Source organism: Pseudoalteromonas sp. SCSIO 43101 (assembly GCF_023650775.1).
Classification (GTDB): domain Bacteria; phylum Pseudomonadota; class Gammaproteobacteria; order Enterobacterales; family Alteromonadaceae; genus Pseudoalteromonas; species Pseudoalteromonas apostichopi.
Window position 1 is genome coordinate 1,658,366 of sequence record NZ_CP072673.1, and the last position, 21,131, is coordinate 1,679,496.

Consider the following 21,131-nt stretch of genomic DNA (forward strand, 5'->3'; position numbering starts at 1 on the left):
AAAGGGCAAACTCATTGTTTGCCCTTCATTTTTTACAGATTACCCTCTTGGGTTTTGACATGTTCTTGTTGGTGATGGTGTGCTATTTCATCAGCAAGCTCTTGTCTTGAGCGTTTTTCAGTTAACTTACGTGCCGTTAACCAATAAAAGAACAGAGGTACAAAGAATACAGCTAAGAATGTGGCTGCCATCATACCGCCCATAACACCTGTACCAACACTATGACGGGCACCAGCGCCTGCACCAGAGCTAAGTACTAAAGGTACAACGCCTAAAATGAAAGCAAGTGAAGTCATGATGATTGGTCTAAAACGTAAACGTGCAGCCTCAAGTGCAGCAGTACTAGCGCTCCAGCCTTGTTGATGTTTCATTAAGGCGTATTCAACGATAAGAATCGCGTTTTTACTGGCAAGACCGAGTAGGGTGACAAGGCCAATTTGGAAATACACATCGTTTGTCATGCCAACCACCCAAACGGCTATTAGTGCACCAAAGGTACCAAATGGCAGGGCAAGCATTACAGACAGTGGTAATGACCAACGCTCGTAAAGGGCTGCTAAAATCAAAAACACCATGATCACTGCAAGTCCTAAGGCAATCCCTGTGGTACCCGAACTGCGTTTTTCTTGGAATGCAGAGCCCGTCCATTCGTAGGTCATATTTGGCGGTAAGACAGCTTCTGCAATACGTTCAACTTCAGCGATAGCTTGACCGGAACTGAAACCAGGTGCTGCATTACCCATTAGTTTAACTGCTGGTAAGTTGTTATAACGATTTAAGTTTTCAGGGCCACGGCTATACTCGATAGTGGTAAAGGCTGAAAGCGGCACCATAGTACCTTGGTTGTTTTTAACATAGATACGGCCAATGTCATCAGGTTTCATTCTAAATTCAGCATCTGCAGACATTAGGACTTGCCATGCGCGGCCAAATTTATTGAAGTCGTTGACGTAATAAGTACCTAAGTTACCTGCAAGGGCGGTGAACGCATCATCAATTTCTACACCCATGGCACGCGCTTGTTCTCGGTCAACATCAACACGAAGTTGCGGTGCATCAGGGCGCCAAAGAGTTTGCAGGCCGCTGATGATTGGGCTCTTTTGCGCTTCTGCTGTCATTAACTGCATCGCTTGTTGAAGTTTGTCTGGGTCACTATCACCTTTGTTTTGAATGTAAAATTCAAAACCACCAGTGTTACCTAAACCAAAGATAGCAGGTGGATTAAAGGCAAGTACGAGTGCTTCTTTAATACCCGCCGTTTTCATGAATAGCTCTTGCACAAGTGCTTTGGTATCAACTTCGCGTTCATCCCAATGCTTTTGTGTCACGAATAAAGTCGCAGCACTATTTTTGTAACCACCACCGATAAAATCAAAGCCTGTAAACGCAACGACGTTTTCGTTAGCTGGGTTTGATTGTACTGCTTTTACAACTTGTTGCGTTACTTCCTCGGTACGCTCAAGTGATGAACCGTCAGGTAAAAAGATTGCAGAGATGTAATAACCTTGGTCTTCATCGGGTACAAGCGAGCCTGGGGTGTTTTGCCAAAGGCAAATCGTTGCAGCAATCATACCCGTCATTAAGATTACACCTAAAAGACCGCGGCGCACCATAAAACCAACAGCCCCCACATAACGGCCAGTTATCTTGGTAAACATAGCGTTAAACCATAAGAAGAAGCGGGCTGTTTGCTTGTGTTCTTGTTTTAAAATAAGTACACAAAGAGCAGGCGTCATCGTTAGGGCGACCACGCCCGATAAACTCACAGCAATCGAAATAGTAATAGCGAACTGACGGAATAACTCACCTGTTAAGCCACCTAAAAACGCAATTGGCACAAACACAGAACACAGAACCAGAACGATAGCTACAACAGGGCCACTTACTTCACTCATAGCTTTGACAGCTGCGTCTCTGGCACCGAGTCCTTCTTCATGCATAATACGTTCAACGTTTTCAAGTACCACGATGGCATCATCAACAACAATACCAATCGACAACACCATGCCGAATAAGGTGAGTGAGTTAATTGAATATCCCAGCATATACATGCCGGCAAACGTGCCAAGTAGCGATACTGGCACTGCAAGGGTAGGTATTAGGGTAGCGCGCCAGTTTTGTAAGAATAAATACACCACTAAGAATACCAATACCATGGCTTCAAGTAGTGTTTTTACTACTTCACGAATTGATACTTCAACAAAACGGGTTGTGTCGTACGAAGTTAAATGTGCAAGTCCAGTAGGGAATTGGCTTTTCATTTCTTCGATAACACTATTTACTTCTTCAGCTACATCAAGAGCATTGGCACCCGGTTGCAAGAAGATACCTAATAGTACTGCTTCTTTACCGTTAATTGTCCCTTTGAAGTTATAATCTTTCGAACCTAGCTCAACGCGTGCTACGTCTTTTAAGCGTAAGCTACTGCCATCGGTATTTGAACGAATAATGATATTTTCAAACTGTTCAGGCTCAGACAAACGACCTTGTGCAGTCACACTGTAAACGAGCTCTTGTGGAGATTGAGTAGTTGGTGTCGCACCAATTTTACCTGCAGCATATTGCGAGTTTTGTACTCGGATTGCCCCTGCTATTTCTTCAACAGTAACCCCTAGCTGGCTCATTACATCAGGGCGTAGCCAAATACGCATCGCGTAATCTTTAGCACCAAAAATTTGCACACTGGTGGTGCCCGGAATACGTTTAACACGGTCAAGCACGTTCATGGTGACATAGTTTGAAGTCCATAAACTCGAGCGTGTACCGTCAGGAGAGTAAAAGGCATGCACTTGTAAAAAGCTAGAAGAGCCTTTTTGGACAACCACACCTTGGCGACGAGTTTCTTCAGGTAAACGCGCTTCAACCTGCTTTACACGGTTATTCACGTTTACAGCTGCTTGGTCCACATCAGTACCAATTTCGAAGGTTACTTCGATGGTGGTCGAGCCTGCACTGGTTGAAGTCGATGACATGTACATCATACCTTCAACACCAGTAATGGCATTTTCTATCGGTGTGGCAACCGTTTGCTCAAGTACACTGGCGGATGCACCCGGATAGGCTGCGGTCACTTGTACAACCGGAGGCGCAATTTCAGGATATTGCGCTACAGGTAAACTGCGCATCGCAGCAAGGCCCGCAAGCACAATAACAATAGATATAACAAACGCAAAAATGGGTCTGTCTATAAAGTAACGAGAAAACATAAGACTCCCTGTGCTTATTCTGCGTGGCTTGAGTTAGCGGCTGGCTTGCCAACATTTACTGGCATACCCGGGAAGAAAATACGCGCCATGCCATCAACAATAACTTGGTCGCCTTCTTTTAACCCACTGCGAATTAACCAAAAGTTTTGGTATTGCTCGTTTTCTGGTTTTTTGATCCATTCACCCACAGTGACAGGGGCAGGTAACGCGACATCCATACCTTGCTCGTTTTTACTTACAACATAAACGAACTTACCCGTGCCGTTATCGAGCACTGCACGTTGCGGAACGATGAAAGCGTTTTTACGTACTGCACCACTTAACTCAACGCGAACGAATTGGCCCGGGCGAAGTTGAAAATCAGGGTTAGGAATAATTGCCTGAAACTCACTGGTACCTGTGTTTGGATTAATACGCACATCAGAGAAGTTAACTTCACCGGTTTGTCCGTATAAAGAGCCGTCTTGGAGTTTAATTTGTGTTTTCCAGTGGCCTTGCTCAGGTAACGTCAGTGAGCCATTTTTAACATCTTGACGCATTTGCAGTTGTTCACGCTCAGATAAGCCAAAACGAATACGAATAGGGTCAAATTGAGTCATTTGAGTCAGTAGTAAATCTGGGCCAGAAACATAAGTTCCTTCCGAGACAAACTCACGTCCCATTACACCTGCGACAGGGGCTTTCACTTGCGCATATTCAAGATTAAGTTGGGCTTCTTTTAACGCAACCTTTGCAGCGGCTAAATCAGTTTTTGCAATATCATTAGCTGAACTAGCGTTATCGTAATCGCGTTGTGAAACAGATTTTTCGGCACGTAGTTTAGCTAATCGTTTAACGTCACGATCAGCTTGGACAAGCGCTGCTTTTGCACCATCAAGTGCAGCTTGCGCACGATCAACCGCAAGTTGGTAAGGTTCAAGATCAATAGTAAACAGAGATTGGCCTTGTTCGACACGCTGACCTTCTTCAAAGTTACGTGATTCAAGGATTCCGGTAACACGGGCTCGAACTTCAACTTCTTTTGAACCAGACAGCGTTGCTGGCAGCTCAATAGTAAAAGGTGCATCGTGTGTTTCCATAGTCATAGTAGCGACAGCTGCTGGGTGCATTTGACCCTGTTGCTGCTCTGGCGCTTCAGAACAACCTTGCAGTAGCAAGGGTGCAGACACAAGTAACAACGCAGATAATGATAATTTGGCAGGTGCGAAAGGCAGACGCATGTTTACTCCACAGTCCAATTGTTAAGTAGGTATGCATAGAAATAGTCAAACAAACACGAAAGACGAAATTATGCATATTCATTTGTCGTTTAGTTTATACCCAAAAGAGAAAAAGGTACACCTTGTAGTTTACTTTTTATTTAAAACCAAAAGATGACTTAATTTAGCCCGTCACTAAGTCGCTTAATGTATTCAAACTAAAAACCGATTTAGGAGGTGGAAGTTAATAAAAAATATAGCCAAATAGTGAGTCGAGGTGGATGAAGTAGCATGATTTTTGAAGCAGTAGAGCAAGCTTATGACGCTTAAAACAGAAGATTTTAATGAGTTTATAAAATCTTTGTTTACCAAGGGTACAAAAAATTAACAAATGGCTTGTAATTAAAATGAAATCTCGTACCCTAAAGCAATAAAAATATAATAAAGGTGAGTTAAGGATGACAGATCAAACTGGGGTTATCACCGCTTTTACTGAGATATCGAGCAAACTTAGGCGCTTTGTATCACGTATTGTCAGCCCTGATGATGTAGAAGATATTGTGCAAGAGACGTTTATAAAAAGTTATGAAGCTGATCTTAAACAAAATATCGAATATACTCACAGTTACATGCTGAAAACGGCTAAACATTTGGCACTAAATCACATTGCTAAATGGGACAATAAATACAAAGAATCGTTAGATGAACAACAACAGGTTGAGCATCACATGCGTTCAATGGCACTTGAAGATGAAGTGACCTCAAAAGAACGTTTTTTGTTTTTTTGCCGAGTGACTAACGAATTAAGCCCCCAAATTAAAAAATGTTTTATCTTAAAAAAAGTCTATGGCTTAAGCCAAAAGGAAATTGCAGCTAAAATGGAACTCAGCGAAAGTACTGTTGAAAAACATATAGCCAAAGGCTTATTACATGTTCACCGAGCAATGAAATCACACGACGTACAACCCCAGACATTTAACCCAACCACTGAGTTCACTGCAAAAGAGGTGAACAAATGAGTAATGTCCATCCATTTTCATCAAAAGAAATGATTCAAGAGCAGGCGAGTCAATGGATAAGTGCAATTGATCGCGGTTTATCTAAAGACGAAGTGAGACAATTGCACATGTGGGCTCATCAAAGCACAGCTCATCAAGAAGCATTGTTTGAACTTGCGACTTTATGGGATGAAATGAGCGTGCTCAATGAGTTAAGTAGTATGTTCCCTTATAAAGCACCGCAAAAACAACCTGCAGTGTTTGGTATGGCAACTGCTGCGAGCTTTTTAGTAGTGATGCTGCTTGGTTGTATTATGCTTATATATTCAAGCTACTGGCAAAGTGAAGAAAACGACTATGCTAAATTTACCAAAATTTATCGCACTAAAGTCGGCGAGCAAGCTGAATTTGTTCTGCCAGACAGCACTATTGTGCAGCTCAATACCAATACTAAACTTGAAGTTGCTTACTCAGGCGATCGTCGTCAGTTGATTCTGAGCCGTGGTGAAGGGCGTTTTAATGTTGCTAAAGATCCTAGTCGTCCGTTTACCGTAATTGCTGGTGATAAATCTTTTACTGCACTTGGCACAGTATTTAATGTTCAGCGAAACTCTGCCTCAGACTTAGAGTTAGTTGTGACTGAGGGCAAAGTGATGATTACTGATCCGAGTACTCAGGTTGATGCCAGTGATTTTAATCGTTTAAAAGATGCTTCAGATAACAGCGCAGATATAAAAGCACTTAAAGCGAATGTGGTTGTATCAGGCGAGAAGGCACTAATAAAACAAAGTAAAACAGCGCCAATTAAGCAATTATCTGTTGATGACGTCCAACGCGACTTGGCATGGCAACAAGAAATGTTAATTTTTAATGGTGAGTCTCTAGACGAAGCTCTGCAAGAGGTGAGTCGTTATACAGCCACGCGTTTTGAGCTAAATGACCCAGAACTTGCCTCTTTGAAAGTAGCTGGGGTGTTTAAAACAGGCGACATTAAAGGTTTGCTTGACTCATTACAGGCCAACTTAGGTGTAGAACATCAACGTTTAGGTGAACATCGTGTTAGCTTAACGATCGCTGCAAAAGGTTAGTTCTGCCTATGAGAATACGCAATTATAATGATGTTAATTATGCGCCACCTTCTCGTCACAAAAAATTAATTAAAAAAAAGTTAAATTTACATAGCGGATTTTTCTTCCTCACTTGTTTGTTTAAATTGCGCAGTAAGCAATTGCGGTTGTTACCTGCCTCTTTTGTTATTTATGGCCTCACTACAGGCCAAGTAGCAATAGCGGCTGAAAAACAAATGCTGCAATTTGACATCAAAGCGCAACGAGCTGATTTGGCGTTAATCGAATTTGCAAAGCAAACAGATCAAACAGTCATTTTTTCTTTCGAACTAGCGAAGCAATATCAAGCGCAATCTGTGTTTGGTTTTTACACCAAACTTGATGCACTCAATGCGATGCTCGAAGGCACTGAGCTCGATGCGGTTGTTGATCATCAAGGCTTGCTGAGTATAAAACTCAAACAAGTAGATAGGATAGATAATAACATGATCAAAGTATCAGGGGTCAGCGCTGCAGTCGTGCCATTACTGCTTGCCGCCAATACGCAAGCGTTAGCAGAAGATCAATCAGCAGAAAAAAACATCGAAAAAATTGCCGTTGTCGGTAGCCGTGTAGCAGGACGCTCGGTTGAAGATTTACCGGTTCCGGTTGATATTTTAAGTGCCGAAGCACTAGAGAATACAGGCCAAACAGAAGTAGGCCGTATGCTTCAGGCTATTGCACCGTCTTTTAACTTTTCAAGCTCGTCTATCAGTGATGGTACTGATGCACTTCGCCCTGCAACATTACGCGGTTTAGGGCCCGATCAAACCTTAGTTCTTATCAATGGCAAGCGCCGCCACCAAGCAAGCCTTATTCACATTAATACCTCTGTGGGTCGTGGTACGGCAGGGACTGACATGAATGCTATCCCTGCGGCTTCTATTAAACGCATTGAAGTATTACGTGATGGTGCTGCTGCGCAATATGGTTCAGATGCCATTGCAGGTGTTATTAATATCGTATTAAAAGACGCTGAAGAGGGCGGTAAAGCGGCCATCAACTACGGTGAGTATTCAGAAGGTGATGGTGAAACAGTAAATGTTGATTTCAATAAAGGTTTTGCACTAGGTGATGATGGGTATTTAAATACCACAATTAACTACCGTGATCGTGCGCCAACAAACCGTGCAGGTCTTCATGGCTCATGTCAATTTTACGGCTGTACTGAACTTGATGACGGGACGCTATTAGCAGGCGACCCGCGTGAGTTAACCGCACCTCGTGATACGTTTAGAATTGGTGATGCAGATTCACAGCAATTTGCTTTAACTATCAACACTGGCTATGAACTTGCTGGTGGTGAGTTATATGGTTTTATCACCTATTCAAATCGTGAAAATGAATCAGCTGCGTTTTTCCGTCACAACGCAAATGCCAATGGTAACCCTGTATTACAAGATGGTGATGCAACCATTCCTATGGGATTCTTACCGAAAATTAATACCGTTATTGATGACGTGTCTTACAATGTTGGCTTTAAAAAGTCGTTCGATAATGATTCAAGCATTGATTTATCGTACACCTATGGCGAAAACAGCATTGATTACACAACAAGTGACACTATCAATGGCTCATACGCTAACTACCTTCGTTATAACCAAGGTTTAAGCGCGGCAGAAATTCGTGCCACTATTCCGCGTTCAGCATATGCATATGGCCTTGAATTATCACTTCAAACACTTAACCTTGATTACACCAAAGACTACGATAATTTCTCATTAGCACTGGGTGCAGAGCTTCGTACTGATGAGTTCCGTATTCTTGAAGGTAGCGAATACGCATACCGTGATTACGACACTGTTGATGGTATGAGCATCTACTCAGGTTTAAATGGTGGGGTAGGTAGTGTTGATGCTGCAAGTGGTACGCAAGGTTTTGGTGGTTCAGATCCGGCATCATCTGTTGATGAGTCACGCGATGTGATCTCATTCTATATGGATGCAGAAACCTATGTTATTGATGATGTGATTATCTCAGGTGCGGTACGTTACGATAACTACAAAGGCTTTGGTGATACCGTAAACTTTAAGTTAGCGGGTAACTGGTCTGTGACTGAAGATGTGTCGTTACGTGGTGCACTAAGCACAGGTTTTAGAGCGCCTTCTATGCAACAGCTTTACTTTAATAACGTAAGTACACAGTTTGTTGTAGGTGATGATGGCAGCTTAGTGGCTGAGCAAGTAGGTACATTCAGAAACGATAGTACCTTAGCGCAATCAATTGGTATTCCTAAGCTAAAAGAAGAGAAGTCACAAAACCGTAGTTTAGGTATTGTGTATAACGTAACTGACAATATCAATTTAACCATTGACTACTACTCGATTGATATCGACGACCGTATCGTTATTTCCAACCGTTTAGGTAAAGGCTTATCAGATACGCTTGATGCTGCACTTGTAAGTTCAGGCGCAGGTGCGGGTCAGTTCTTCTTAAATGGTGCAGACACTGAAACCGAAGGTGTTGATTTAGTTGCCACATGGAACACAGAAGGCCTTGGCGGCACGCTAGATTTCACCTTTGCTGCTAACTTCACTAAAACAGATGTGGTTGATTTATTTACGCCATCAGGCAGTGGTCTTGAGACTATTCCGGTAGAAGATGTATTTTCTGCACAAGAAACGTCAATTATCGAAGAATGGCAACCAGAAGACCGCATTAACTTAAGTGCGCTTTACCGTTTAGAAGATTGGACTGTAAACCTATCTCTAAATCGCTATGGCGAATACACAGTTGAAGATGGTGGTCGTCAAACATACGGTGCTGAAATCTTAACTGATGTAAAAGTTAACTACTTCTTTAACGAAAACCTGTCATTTAACATTGGTGCAAATAACTTATTTGATGTTTACCCAGATAAGAACACTATTGGTAATTCACGTTCGGGTACAATTGTTGATGCAAGTGGCAACACCATTGTTTCAAGTCCGGGTGTCTTCACTTATTCACGTCGTTCTGCACCATTTGGTTTTAACGGTGCGTACTACTACGTAGGTGCAGAGTACAAGTTCTAAACTCCCTTTAGATTCCTTTATTATTTAACTTTGCAAAGGGCCGTTAGGCCCTTTTTTAGTTATAAAGATGTGCTTATCGATATAGGAACATCTTGATATTGTTTTATTTTATCAAGCAAAGTAACCAAGGTTTTGTGGCTACTTTGCTCACTTGCTGTTACTTGTACATTCGTCATTTCAAACTGAGCGGCAAATAACGCAAGGTTAGCTATTATTTGCTCTGGTGTTATAAGTCTATTTGCAAAATAAATACTGTCGTTTTCAGTGATAGTAAATTGCGCTTGTTTTTTGGGATTATCAAGACTTGGTTTTGCTAAAGGGCGATTGACTTCGATAGCGCGCTCTTTAACAAACGAGGTTGTTACGATAAAAAATATTAGCAAGATAAACACAATATCAAGCATAGGGGTCATATCTACATCAGAGTTTTCAGTGGTTTTTTTATGTTGTTTCACCATAATTAGGTCCTTGTTGTTTTTGACCAAGCCACAAAATTTACAATTAAGTGGATTAGCCATAGTCGTGCTAAGAACACGGATTATTTTTAAAATGCTGGGCGCCACAGCAGTTTTTAGGATCCTAAATTTAAAGTTAGCAGCTTTTAAAAATACTGTAGTTAAATAAATATTCTAAGTTTATTAAATGTTTGTAACGTTTATGTAGGTAAAAATCTTTATTAACTTTGATGAAATCATTATGAAGTTAGTCAGGTCATCTGTGTTGGAACTAAGTTTAAAGGATGGATAAATGCTAAAAATTAAGTCTTTAGTTTGTGCTATGTGCCTTGTATTACCAACAGCAAGTTTTGCTGAGCAACCCGTAAACGGGCAAGATTTTATTAATTTATTTGAGAAGCTTTCAGGTAAGCAGCCTGGTATTAGGAAAGGTCACGCCAAAGGTGTGTGCGCTGTCGGCACATTTACACCTAATCAAGCAGCAAAACAGTATTCAATCAGCCCTTTATTTAACGCACCGTCAAAAGCGAATATTCGTTTTTCTATGGGCGGTGGTAACCCTCATGCTGATGAAACATCACGCTCGCCGCGAGGAATGGGGGTGCAGTTTGTACTAGAAAATGGTGATGTGCACAATATTGCAGGGCTAACTACGCCTGTATTTGCAGGTAATAGCCCAGAAGCATTTTTTGGTTTGCTAAGTACCTTATTACCTGACGAGAAAACAGGGAAAATCGATTTTGCGAAAGTGAAAGCATACAGAGAGCAAAACCCGAGTACGTTAGGGCAGTTTAATTGGCTACAAAGCCATAACCCGCCAGCGTCGTATGTGTCTTCGCGGTATTTTGGTGTGCATACCTTTTACATGGTTGATGAAAAGGGCGCTAAGCATGCCTTTAGATGGACTATGGTGCCAGAAGAGCCAGAACAGGTGCTAACAGAAGAGCAAATGAAAACCTTACCAAAATCATTTCTGGCTAAGCGACTTGAAGAGGATTTAGCGAAAGGCAAGGTTCATTATCGTTTTCAAGCTGAACTAGCCGAGCCCGGTGATGCGTTAACGGATCCTTCGGTTCGTTGGCCCGCTGATCGCAAAACAATTAATTTAGGAAAGCTCACCATAGAATCCACAGGTGAATCAGGTTGTGACCTCACTAATTATGACCCAAATCTTTTGTCTAAAGGCTTTATGCCAAGTGATGACAAAGTACTTAAATTACGCTCAACAGCTTATGCGATTTCATTTGCAAAGCGTTTGACGGGTCAATAAGTCTTAAGTGTATGTGTCAGGTTTGATTAAAAGGAATTAATAAACCTGACAGGTGTGTATGAGTCAATAGCAGACTGTCGGGTAAACTCGTTTTTGGACAGTTATGAGTTAGAGTCGTGGGCGGTTCTATACCAGCAAGAGTCGTTCGGTTACCTAAGCATCAACAGTTCTTACCTTATAAGAGCTGACGCCCTGTAACGCACACTTAAGCGAAACCTAACCAACTGTTCTTGTTCCGTGATGCCTATAGTTTTTTTATTTTAAAGACAAATAATGAATTACCTTTACCAGTAGCCACCAACAGATGTTGATTATCACTAGTAAGAGTAATCGATGATATTTTCATTAATTCGTTATCATGAACACTTAACAGTTTACTCTTAAAGCTAAGTCGCCCATCAACGCCCGCACTAAACAAATACAAGCCGTGTCCCGCCTCTCCAGCAGCATAAATTTTCGAGCCGTCAGCCAATATTGCTAAACTACTGGCGCCTTCTAGGCCTGAACCACCAACGTCAGAATTATTGACTGCCTGCACAAAAGCATATTGTCCAGTTTCTTTCTTTTGAAAAACAACAATCGCGTTGCTACCTGAACAGGCGACATATAAATACTTCCCTTCAGGTGAAACGACGATCTTTTGAGGATTAACAAATTGTTCCACGCCAGCGACGCCATTTTTTATTACTTGTTTTACCAATAACTCCCCCCGTCTTTTCGATCAAAGATAGTTAATTGATGGTTATCAAAACCCAGCACATATAATTCATCATTCAATGAAGACAAGGCTAAACTAACTGGTTTACCTAAGCTATTTTCAAGTGGTCTCGCGTCTTTTATTGCTCTATTAAAAAGAATCCGACCATCGGATGTAATATCAAAAATCGCTACAGCATTGCTCATATAGCTTGCAACTAAGAGTTGCTTTTCGTTGTGTGTCTTAATTACATCCCAAGCGCCAAGCAGTCCCAGAGTATCTAATTTACCAACGGACACATCACTCTTAAATATTCGCTCATAATGAAGACCGTCACTAATAGTTTTATTAAATCGATAACTGTTTTTATTTTTAGAAAATTGGGTTAAAGCTCCATCATAAAAGCCTGTTACAACTACCTGATCACCTTGCTCCAAATAGGCAACACCTGAAGCCCCCTCTAGTCCATTTATGTTGGTTGAGGAATTTTTAAATATTTGACTTAAAGCTAGGTTAAAATTATTGTCGACATTGAAAATGGCAAAAGCATTATCATCTCCGCTAGACACAAAAACCTTAGAATTATCCATAAGAATTTTTACGCTTCTAGGATTACCTAAGCCATCAACACCGTCATAATCATCCTTTAGTATTTGGGTGAGCTGAAGACTTTCTAACGTGCTATTAGCAGCAACATTGAAGTCAATTAGCAGAATAAATATGAAAAATAAAATCAGCTTTTTATTGTTAAACATTAACTCGACACTCTCATAGAAACATAAGTTAGATTGCATGATGCCTTATAATGTCAGAAAATGCTGCTACCCAAATTACTTCGGATGACTTTTGATTGGGAGAATTAGGAGGATCGAAGTAAACAAGATCTATTGCTCTGAATTATTTTGGGGCATTAACGAGTCAAGCTTGATGGTCAGAAATTGGAACTTAGCGGAACTTAGGAAAAGCTCGCACTTCGGATGGTGAATTAAGCTGTTGCTGTCTCTCAATAGATGTTTAAACCTATCAGCTAAACTCTCAGGTGAGATACACACCGCTTATCTATATCTAAACAGATAAAAGCCCAGCTTAACTGGGCTTTGCACTCTCACAATTTAATGCTTTTTCATTTTACTCATTTCAGCATGACAACTTTGAATTGTCAGCAGGGTTTTTGATAATGCGGCTTCACAGTCATGTGGTTGTGGTTTTTTAAGCGCGTGTTTGATTTCAGCTAGTGTTTTATCTTCAACTTCTTCAAGCTCGCTAACGTACGTGGCGTTTTTGTCTGCACCAAGTTTAGTTATTAAAGATGTATAGGCTTTACGTGCTTCTACAGCAAAGTCAGAGCCATTTTCACGCTCGCCATTTTCGTTAATGGCATAAGGTTGTAAGCGCTCAACACTTACTTTACGCGCATCTATCATGCGTTGAAATAAGGCAATAATGCTTGGGTCGGTTACTTTTTCCTGTGCTTTTTCATAAAAATCGATACCGCTATTCATAACTTGAATGATATCTGCAATATGATGAACGTCTTGTCCTTGATGAGTATTCATAATGACCTCTTTTTGAATATTAAAAACAATGTAATTAGATACTTGCAAAGCATATTCCAGTTCATCACTTAAATATAAAGTTATTGTATTTCAGGTGGTTGTAGGTTTTTTACAGGAGGGGGATTGCTGATAAGTTAAGCTAACACGTTGCTTATCAGCAATAATTACAAATTCAGTGGTAAAATCTTACTTAAGCTCGTCGGCTACTTCTGCAACTTTTTGGCGTAACCAAATATGGCTTGCATCGCGGTGTAGCAGCGGGCTCCAAATCATATCTAGCTCAAATGGTGGAATAGGGAATGGCGGCTCTAGAATTGTAAGGCCCGGATCGTCTAAATAAATATTTGCCGCTTTAGATGGTAAAGTTGCTACTAAGTTTTGTTCTTTCGCTAAGTGAATGGCAACGTGGTAGTTACGAGTAAAGGTGGCAATATTTCGATGCTTACCAAAGTGAGCGAGCGCTTCATCTACCCAACCTAGCTTTTGCACATCTTTAGGGTCCATCCCAACACCTACACCAAAGCCTGTTTTACTTACCCAGATATGACGGGCTTTTAAATAGCTGTCGAGGCTGAAGTCTTTGATAATTGGGTTATCTGCTTTTACTAAGCAACAAAAGCTGTCTTTCCAAATTTGTTTATAGTGAAACGATTGCGGTAAGTTTTCGAAACGGTTGATAGCCATATCTACTTTACCGTTTTCAACATCGTGGAAGGTTACATCACTTGGAGTCAAAATATCGAGTGTGGTATCGGGCGCTTCTTCGTGTAATTTACTCAATAAGCGTGGTGCTAGGGTACTTGCTGCATAGTCACTGGCCATGATACGAAAAACACGCTTACTTTGTGATGCTTCAAATTCGCGGTTTGGTGCAAGTGTTTCTTCAAGAGTCATTAAAATGCCGCGGATCACCGGCTGTAATTCTTTTGCACGCTCAGTTGGTACCATACCTTCACTGGTACGCACTAAAATAGGGTCGTTAAATAAATTACGGAGTCTTTTTAGGCCATTACTCATGGCAGGTTGGGTAATGCTCAGCTGATTAGCAGCTTTAGTTACATTACACTCTCTTAGTAAGGTATCTAGGTAAACAAGTAAGTTTAAATCTATTTTACTTATATTCATTGTGTGTCCTTGGTGTTTACCAATAATGGATAAATCGTTGTGCAGCAGGGTATGGATAAATGTGGCTAACTACACCTTGCTTATAATTGTATTGTGCTTGTCGCCAATAGGCTGGATCTTCAAGCTCAGGGTGTGTACTTAATAAATATTGCTTATACACCGGGTTTGCCGTAACAAAGGTACATAATTGCTCTGGAAACACATCTTGTGGTGCCACAGAGTAGCTTTGCTCATTGGTTAAGTAATCATCGTACGACTTTGCTTTTGGTAAGGCGCGAAAGTTCATGTCTGTTAGGTACTGAACTTCATCATAGTCGTAAAAAATAATGCGATTATGTTTACTCACCCCAAAGTTTTTCAACAGCATGTCGCCTGGGAAAATATTTACGGCGATCATTTCTTTTAAAGCTTGACCATATTCTTCTATTGCTTCAAACGCTTGTTGTTCACTGGCATTTTCAAGATACAGGTTTAACGGTGTCATCCGTCTTTCAATATACAAATGCTTGATGATTAACCATTCGCCTTCAATTATCATCGAAGAACCAATGGTTTTATGTAACTCTTCAAGTAATTTACTATCAAATCGAGCCAGTGGAAATACGACGTTCGAATACTCTATGGTGTCGGCCATGCGGCCAACACGGTCATGGCTTTTTACTAATTGGTAGCGTTTTAGTACGGTATCGCGGCCAAAGGGCTTGCTTTCACCAAAGGTGTCTTTAATGACTTTAAATACATAACCAAACGAAGGCAGGGTAAATACCATCATCACCATTCCGGGTGTACCAGGGGCAATAACGAGCTGATCGTTTGAATGCTCTAAATGACTTAAAAACTCTCGGTAAAACTCAGTCTTACCTTGTTTATGAAAACCTATTGCATTGTAAAGCTCTGCCAGAGTTTTGTTCGGCATAAGCTGATTTAAAAAGCGTACTAACGCAGATGGCGCATGGGTTTCAACCATAAAATAAGCACGCGCAAAACCAAAAATAACCCTCATTTGCGATGATTTGGTAAGTAGGGCATCGAGGTATAGACCTTTGTCTTCATGATGCAACACCGCAATAATAAATGGCTGTACGCCACTTTCTGATACCACACGGCCAACAATATAAGCAGCTTTGTTTCGGTAAAACGGGGCTTGCAGTATATCAAAGCGCATTTGCCATGCTTGGTGATGTGTGTCGGGTGCTTGCTTATAAAAGGCCTTTACCAGCAAGCGGATATCGCGTTCTAAATCGACAAAGGGCGCTTTAAAATCAAACTGATTAATAATTTTGCGTATCGTGGGTCTTAGGCCATCAACAACAGGGTGGTAACTTCGGTACTCTACTTCCATCGGTAATGCTGGAGCATCCGCTAAAGTTGCTTTAACAAAGATAAAGTCATTATTAAAATAACGGCGATGAAATAAGCGGCAAAACACCGAGTTGTAAAAGGTTTCGGCGAGTTCTGCTTGAGGGTGGAAGCGCAAAAATTGTTGATAGAGTTGTTTAGTTTCAAGCCAGCAGGTTTGGTTTAAGGTAATAATTTGCTGTTCATTAAGCGATTTGAGCTTAGCAATGGTTTCGTTAACCCGATCATCGTAATGGCTAATTCTGAGTTTGCTTATCTCATTTATTTTTTGCCAATCGCGGTTTGCAAACGCGAGTGGCGCTTTGGCAGTGATCGCTTGAAAGAGTTTATAGTGATTGCGAAACCCAGATAAAATTAACTCTGCAATGTGTTGTGGCTGCATATAAACTCCTTCTAACAATCATACTAACCCGCAATAATACTTAATCATTTTGAAGGATTAAAGTTGTCGCTAACTGCGTTAAAAATCTCTAATTTAGAACAACTAAATAACGACATTTTTGCCTTGTTATCAACAAGGTTTTATTGCATCAAAATAGTTCACTTAATTAAGCGTGTTGGTCTTATACCAACATAGAGCAATAACTCTATAGGTGTTAAGAATATGTTATTTATTCTTTAAACCCAATAGTAAAGTGTATTTAATTATAGCGAGCTAGTTTTTTCTCAAGTTTTGCGAGTTTTTTATTAACACTTTTCACGTCACGCCCATATTGCTTGTTAATTGCTTTCAGTTGCTTTTTGATGTCTTTACTAATCTGCTTAGCTTCTTTATCAGACAAAATACGATTTAGGCGTTGTTCTTGTTGATACTGAGCTCTATCTCGGTTGCGGCTTAAAATATCTAAACGGTACTTATAACTGCGAATTTCAGCCTCAATATTCCTGATAATTTGCAGGCGTTCGAGCTCATTAAGCTCTTTAACAAAGTTTTTCGGAGCTTGTAAGTCTGGGTCGGTTACTTGGATCTTATGTTTTATTGCGCGGCTACCGCAGGGAAATTCACTAAATATTGTGCCTCTGTCTGTAACACATTTATAGTATTCAGTGGTGGCAGCCATTGAGTTGTATGAAAAACACAGTAGGGCTATTGATATAAGGTAAATGATTATGGCTTTCATGACATCCGTGTCTCCTAATCAAATAAGGTGTCTAATATCTAAAGCTAGTTCATATTATTGATTTATCAATAAGTTCTAAGGCGTATATCGCTTCAGTTTTTTAATACTTTGCACTAAGAATGGAATATCTAATCCTTGTTCAATTGCAAAGCCTTGTGCTGCTGAAATATTTTTAAAATTACCATCAGAATCAATCAGGGTGATTCGGTCTTTTTTAAATGCGATAAATACATTTTGCGAGTAGTTTACGCCAGTGTCATCATGACGTTTATATAGGTTACTACCTAACATGGTTTGTTTAGCTAATGTTTTGCAGCCAAGGTAGTGACCAACGCTGGTGGCGATAATATCGCTTGGTTGAATAAGCCCATCGGTTTGTACAACTTTTTTATCTGAGCTGTATAGACGTGAGGCTGTGACAATGCCATTGCTTTCTTTAGCAAGGCTAAAAGCAAATACGGCATTGGCAGATTCGCGAGTTTGTGTTGCAGCATCTGCACGTACTAAACGTACCGCAGGGTTTTGATCGTCGTTATTAATAAATTCGAATTGTTCAAAACCATTAATTTGAATTGAGCGATTATCAGTAAGCCACACAGGTAGTTGCTGCTTGTCTAGAATAGGTGCTTTGTAAAATGCTGGTAGGCCATACACTAAACTAAATAAAGTATCTTCGGCTTCAACAGGCTGTAAGAACAAATCGGTTTTACGCAGTGCCGGCTCAGTGGCAACATATTTCTCAAGTTCAGTATTGTTTTCAAATACTAAAATATCGATAGTAGCACTCGAATCAGCCTTACACTCGGCAAGTGGGGCCGGTGCTAAGTAATTAATATTATGTGGGTCTAGCCTAACATCGTGAGCTTCTTTATAGCTTTCGATATCAAGTAAATCATTTTTTGCTAATAAGCTTTTTGCTGTTGTTGGGTATGACAATGGCAATACATTATCTTGCTTAGTAATATCAAATTTTAAGTTAGCGTCAGCCCAAATATGAATACTGTGGCTTAATGCAAAGCACACTAAGATAGTGCTGGTTGCATAGCGCGGGAATTTATATTGCTTTAAACGCGCCAAATGGTGCCAAGTATAGTTACTGACTAATAATTGAAACGCTAAAATTAGCAGAACAATACCGCCTGCAAGAATCGTTGTTAATGCGGGTGAGCTTGTTAAACGGTGCCACAATAAAGAAACTATCTCTGGTAGGGCAGAAGTATTGAGGTGATAACCCAAGTTGAAATACACATAGGCATCAAGCGTTAAGAATGATGCCCCAAGTGTTGCGATAATTGCTGCCATCCCTCTAATATGCCGAGGGTATGGAAACACTAAGCTTAATGGAAATATCGTTAAAACAAAGGCAATAAAAGTAATAAAGCTCGTGTGACTTAACCAAGTCACGAGCATGTAAACATAGCCTATAAAAGTGGTTGGTGCACTGTCTGCGACTAAGTAGCTTAAGCTAATAAATAGCACTAAACCTATGTTAGCAAAAGTGAACCAATGGCCCCAACTTAAAAGCTGACTTACTTTTGAAGAAAACTGACTTTGTTGCGATAAATTCATAAATCTTATTTAACCGACTGTGCTAATGCTTTGGCAAAGTTGTCGGCAACAGCTTGTCTTTTCTCTGATGGTACATGCTCTTTTAAAATATGCGTGATAGAATTTCCTAAACACATAAGGCTTAAATCAACAGGCGCTTTGTGCTCTGTTAGTACATCAATCAGCTGATCAACGATTTGTTCTACTTGCTCATTAGAATATTTTGATATGATAGGCATCAGTTGGTTCGATAAAAAGAGTTATATTCCCGTATTTTAACACCAGAGGCGTGAAAAACAAAGATGACAATAGATGTTAAAAAATTAGTCGTTCATTATGTAGACAAAAAAGATGACGATACAGATATTCATTTACGCAATGATGAGATGGTTGTTAACGATAAAGTAGCCGTTTTTATTGAGCAGCTACACCATGCATATAATGGTAAGCCAGGTAAAGGCTACTGTGCATTCAGCGGCGAGAAAAACAGCATTGTTGCTTCAGCAATGCAAAGTTACCGTAACAATGAACTAGGCTTTTGGCACATGACAGAGCAAGCAACGAATGTGCTTAAAGAAGAGTTAAATAAGTATGCTTTTAACGAAACGGGTTATTTAGTTTTTTGCCATTATCAATATGTGGCAAGTGACTTCTTGTTAATTGCGATGATCAATATTAAAGAGCATTATTCAATTACTTCTGAGCTTGATCTAGCATCATCACGCCACTTAGATATTTCGCGTATGCAACTAGCTGCACGTGTAGATTTAACTGCGTGGGATACACAACCAGAGGATAACCGCTATGTGTCGTTTATTAAAGGGCGTGCGGGTCGTAAAGTTGCTGACTTCTTTTTAGACTTTTTAGGCTGCGAAGAAGGCATTGATCCTAAACAGCAAAGCCAAGTCATGTTAAATGCTGTAGAAGATTACTTATCTGAGCAACAATACGAAAAGTCAGAGAAAGACGAGCTACGCAAGCAAGTATTTGATTACTGTAATGATTGCGTGACAACAGGTGAAGATGCCAACGTTAAAGAACTTTCTGCAACCTTATCGAAAAATGAAGACAGTCCATTTGATAGCTTTTGCCAAGAGCAAAGTTACGACTTAGAAGAGTCTTTCCCTGTTGATAAGAAAACAGTCACTAGTATGGTGAAGTTCTCAGGCATGGGCGGTGGTGTCAGCGTGAGCTTTGAACGTAAACACTTAGGTGAGCGTGTAATGTACAACGAGGCTACGGATACACTTGTGATCAAAGGTATTCCACCTAACCTTAAAGACCAGCTACAGCGTTTTATGGAGCAGGAAGAGAGTTAATTTGACTCAACTTTAATATGAAGATAGATAACACTTTTTAGCCCAGCACTAGCTGGGCTTTTTATTTATGAACAAAAACATTAGATAAGTTAGGTTTGATTTTCAATAACTTTGTTATTGATATATAGCTTAATTTTAATACACTAAAGGTACAAACTTCCCTATGGCTATGGAGAGTCATAAGATGAAACTTGCTCAGCTAAATATAGCTCTTGCCAAATACCCATTGGATGCGCCAGAAATAAAAGATTTTGTAGACAATCTCGATTTAATAAATGGCGTTGCTGAAAACAGTGCTGGATTTGTATGGCGATTAAAAGACGAATCAGGTGATGCTACCAATATTAAGTTATTTGATGATCCGAATATGATTATCAATATGTCTGTGTGGGAAAGCGTTGAAGATCTTAAAAATTTTATGTTTCGCACTCATCACAGAGATTTCATGCGTAGAAAAGCTGAATGGTTTCATCGCTTAGCTGAAGATAGTTATGTTTTATGGTGGATTGAAGATAAGCATATTCCAACCCCTCAAGAAGCATTAGAAAAGTTGCAATATCTTCGTACAAACGGTGACACACCTTATGCTTTTACATTTAAAAGTAATTTTACAGCTGAAGATTTAAGAGATTAAATGAATCTTTCATTTAATACACAGAGACTAAACGTTATTGAATTAAACTCGAATGACACTAAGTCAGAGCGAACTACTTTAGTTAACGCTTTACCTGCGATATTAACACCTGCTGTAGTTGCAAACTTACCTAGTTATTTTCAGGGGGTAGATTCTATAGCTGCAGCAGAAAAGTGGCTGGTTAACATGCTTAACGAGTGCTGTCTATTAATGCTGCAATCTCAACATCAAGAAGTTATTGGGCTTTTATTTGTATATACCGAAAAGCATGATGCTCATATCGGTTATTTGTTAGCTGAGCAGTATTGGGGGCAGGGTCTTGCACTTGAGTTATTGCAGGGCTTTATAAACCTCGCTTGTACTCATTCATACTGGCGTAAGCTTATTGCTGGTGTTGATGAGTTAAATACACCATCGATTAAGCTTTTAAAAAAATTGGCTTTTGAAGAACAAGCTTCAAAGGAAAATGGAATGTTATTTTATGAATTTGACTTACACAAAGATCGTTTCGGAGATGAATAAAT

18 protein-coding genes are annotated in these 21,131 nt (G+C 40.1%); 7 read left to right on the forward strand and 11 right to left on the reverse strand.

Annotation, left to right across the window (positions count from 1 at the left end):
* Window positions 1-32: 32 nt before the first annotated feature.
* Entirely contained in the window at window positions 33-3,206 is a 3,174-nt protein-coding gene (locus J8Z25_RS07795; RefSeq protein ID WP_250661941.1) for an efflux RND transporter permease subunit, read from the reverse strand.
* Between the two features lie 14 nt (window positions 3,207-3,220).
* Window positions 3,221-4,426: an efflux RND transporter periplasmic adaptor subunit gene (locus J8Z25_RS07800; protein ID WP_130051634.1), complete on the reverse strand. Its 1,206-nt coding sequence runs from the start codon at window positions 4,424-4,426 to the stop codon at window positions 3,221-3,223.
* A gap of 437 nt (window positions 4,427-4,863) precedes the next feature.
* Between J8Z25_RS07800 and J8Z25_RS07805 the strand changes: the two genes are divergently transcribed.
* The 3 genes from J8Z25_RS07805 to J8Z25_RS07815 all read left to right on the forward strand — a co-directional run bounded on the left by J8Z25_RS07805 (window position 4,864) and on the right by J8Z25_RS07815 (window position 9,523).
* Window positions 4,864-5,424: an RNA polymerase sigma factor gene (locus tag J8Z25_RS07805; RefSeq protein WP_130051633.1), complete on the forward strand. Its 561-nt coding sequence runs from the start codon at window positions 4,864-4,866 to the stop codon at window positions 5,422-5,424.
* Window positions 5,421-6,491: a FecR family protein gene (locus J8Z25_RS07810; RefSeq protein WP_130051632.1), complete on the forward strand. Its 1,071-nt coding sequence runs from the start codon at window positions 5,421-5,423 to the stop codon at window positions 6,489-6,491. The genes J8Z25_RS07805 and J8Z25_RS07810 overlap by 4 nt, the downstream gene beginning before the upstream one ends.
* Before the next feature lie 125 nt (window positions 6,492-6,616).
* The gene (locus J8Z25_RS07815; protein ID WP_434784481.1) at window positions 6,617-9,523 is read left to right on the forward strand and encodes a TonB-dependent receptor plug domain-containing protein; all 2,907 of its coding nucleotides are present in this window, start codon (window positions 6,617-6,619) and stop codon (window positions 9,521-9,523) included.
* A gap of 59 nt (window positions 9,524-9,582) precedes the next feature.
* Here the strand turns inward: J8Z25_RS07815 and J8Z25_RS07820 are convergent, their stop codons facing one another.
* Window positions 9,583-9,981 (reverse strand): ExbD/TolR family protein, encoded by a 399-nt coding sequence (locus tag J8Z25_RS07820; RefSeq protein ID WP_178926888.1) that lies wholly within the window; start codon window positions 9,979-9,981, stop codon window positions 9,583-9,585.
* A 289-nt stretch (window positions 9,982-10,270) separates the two neighbouring features.
* Between J8Z25_RS07820 and J8Z25_RS07825 the strand changes: the two genes are divergently transcribed.
* Window positions 10,271-11,248, forward strand: a complete 978-nt coding sequence (locus J8Z25_RS07825; RefSeq protein ID WP_178926889.1) for a catalase family peroxidase — start codon at window positions 10,271-10,273, stop codon at window positions 11,246-11,248.
* 244 nt (window positions 11,249-11,492) lie between these two features.
* Here the strand turns inward: J8Z25_RS07825 and J8Z25_RS07830 are convergent, their stop codons facing one another.
* The 8 genes from J8Z25_RS07830 to J8Z25_RS07865 all read right to left on the reverse strand — a co-directional run bounded on the left by J8Z25_RS07830 (window position 11,493) and on the right by J8Z25_RS07865 (window position 18,893).
* Window positions 11,493-11,948 carry a beta-propeller fold lactonase family protein gene (locus J8Z25_RS07830; RefSeq protein WP_250661942.1) on the reverse strand — a complete coding sequence of 152 codons (456 nt, stop codon included), beginning with the start codon at window positions 11,946-11,948 and terminating at the stop codon, window positions 11,493-11,495.
* Window positions 11,942-12,700 carry a YncE family protein gene (locus tag J8Z25_RS07835; protein ID WP_250661943.1) on the reverse strand — a complete coding sequence of 253 codons (759 nt, stop codon included), beginning with the start codon at window positions 12,698-12,700 and terminating at the stop codon, window positions 11,942-11,944. Before J8Z25_RS07835 ends, J8Z25_RS07830 begins: the two co-directional genes overlap by 7 nt.
* 357 nt (window positions 12,701-13,057) lie before the next feature.
* The gene (locus tag J8Z25_RS07840; RefSeq protein WP_054554697.1) at window positions 13,058-13,501 is read right to left on the reverse strand and encodes a ferritin-like domain-containing protein; all 444 of its coding nucleotides are present in this window, start codon (window positions 13,499-13,501) and stop codon (window positions 13,058-13,060) included.
* Between the two features lie 186 nt (window positions 13,502-13,687).
* Window positions 13,688-14,626, reverse strand: coding sequence for a LysR family transcriptional regulator (locus J8Z25_RS07845; protein WP_130051627.1), 939 nt, complete (start codon window positions 14,624-14,626; stop codon window positions 13,688-13,690).
* Between the two features lie 16 nt (window positions 14,627-14,642).
* On the reverse strand, window positions 14,643-16,367 hold the full coding sequence (gene aceK / locus J8Z25_RS07850; protein ID WP_130051626.1) for a bifunctional isocitrate dehydrogenase kinase/phosphatase: 1,725 nt from the start codon (window positions 16,365-16,367) through the stop codon (window positions 14,643-14,645).
* 259 nt (window positions 16,368-16,626) lie between these two features.
* Window positions 16,627-17,106 carry a DUF4124 domain-containing protein gene (locus J8Z25_RS07855; protein WP_178926895.1) on the reverse strand — a complete coding sequence of 160 codons (480 nt, stop codon included), beginning with the start codon at window positions 17,104-17,106 and terminating at the stop codon, window positions 16,627-16,629.
* A 75-nt stretch (window positions 17,107-17,181) separates the two neighbouring features.
* Entirely contained in the window at window positions 17,182-18,675 is a 1,494-nt protein-coding gene (locus J8Z25_RS07860; protein WP_178926896.1) for a DUF3413 domain-containing protein, read from the reverse strand.
* A gap of 5 nt (window positions 18,676-18,680) precedes the next feature.
* The gene (locus J8Z25_RS07865) at window positions 18,681-18,893 is read right to left on the reverse strand and encodes a YejL family protein (RefSeq protein ID WP_036967930.1); all 213 of its coding nucleotides are present in this window, start codon (window positions 18,891-18,893) and stop codon (window positions 18,681-18,683) included.
* A 63-nt stretch (window positions 18,894-18,956) separates the two neighbouring features.
* On the opposite strand from J8Z25_RS07865, the gene yejK reads away from it, so the two are divergent.
* From yejK to J8Z25_RS07880, 3 genes are all read left to right on the forward strand, one after another.
* On the forward strand, window positions 18,957-19,973 hold the full coding sequence (yejK, locus tag J8Z25_RS07870) for a nucleoid-associated protein YejK (RefSeq protein WP_178926897.1): 1,017 nt from the start codon (window positions 18,957-18,959) through the stop codon (window positions 19,971-19,973).
* Between the two features lie 184 nt (window positions 19,974-20,157).
* Window positions 20,158-20,607, forward strand: coding sequence for a DUF3291 domain-containing protein (locus J8Z25_RS07875; RefSeq protein WP_130051622.1), 450 nt, complete (start codon window positions 20,158-20,160; stop codon window positions 20,605-20,607).
* Complete coding sequence (locus J8Z25_RS07880) at window positions 20,608-21,129, forward strand: GNAT family N-acetyltransferase (protein WP_178926899.1); 522 nt, start codon at window positions 20,608-20,610, stop codon at window positions 21,127-21,129. It begins immediately after the preceding gene.
* Window positions 21,130-21,131: the final 2 nt, after the last annotated feature.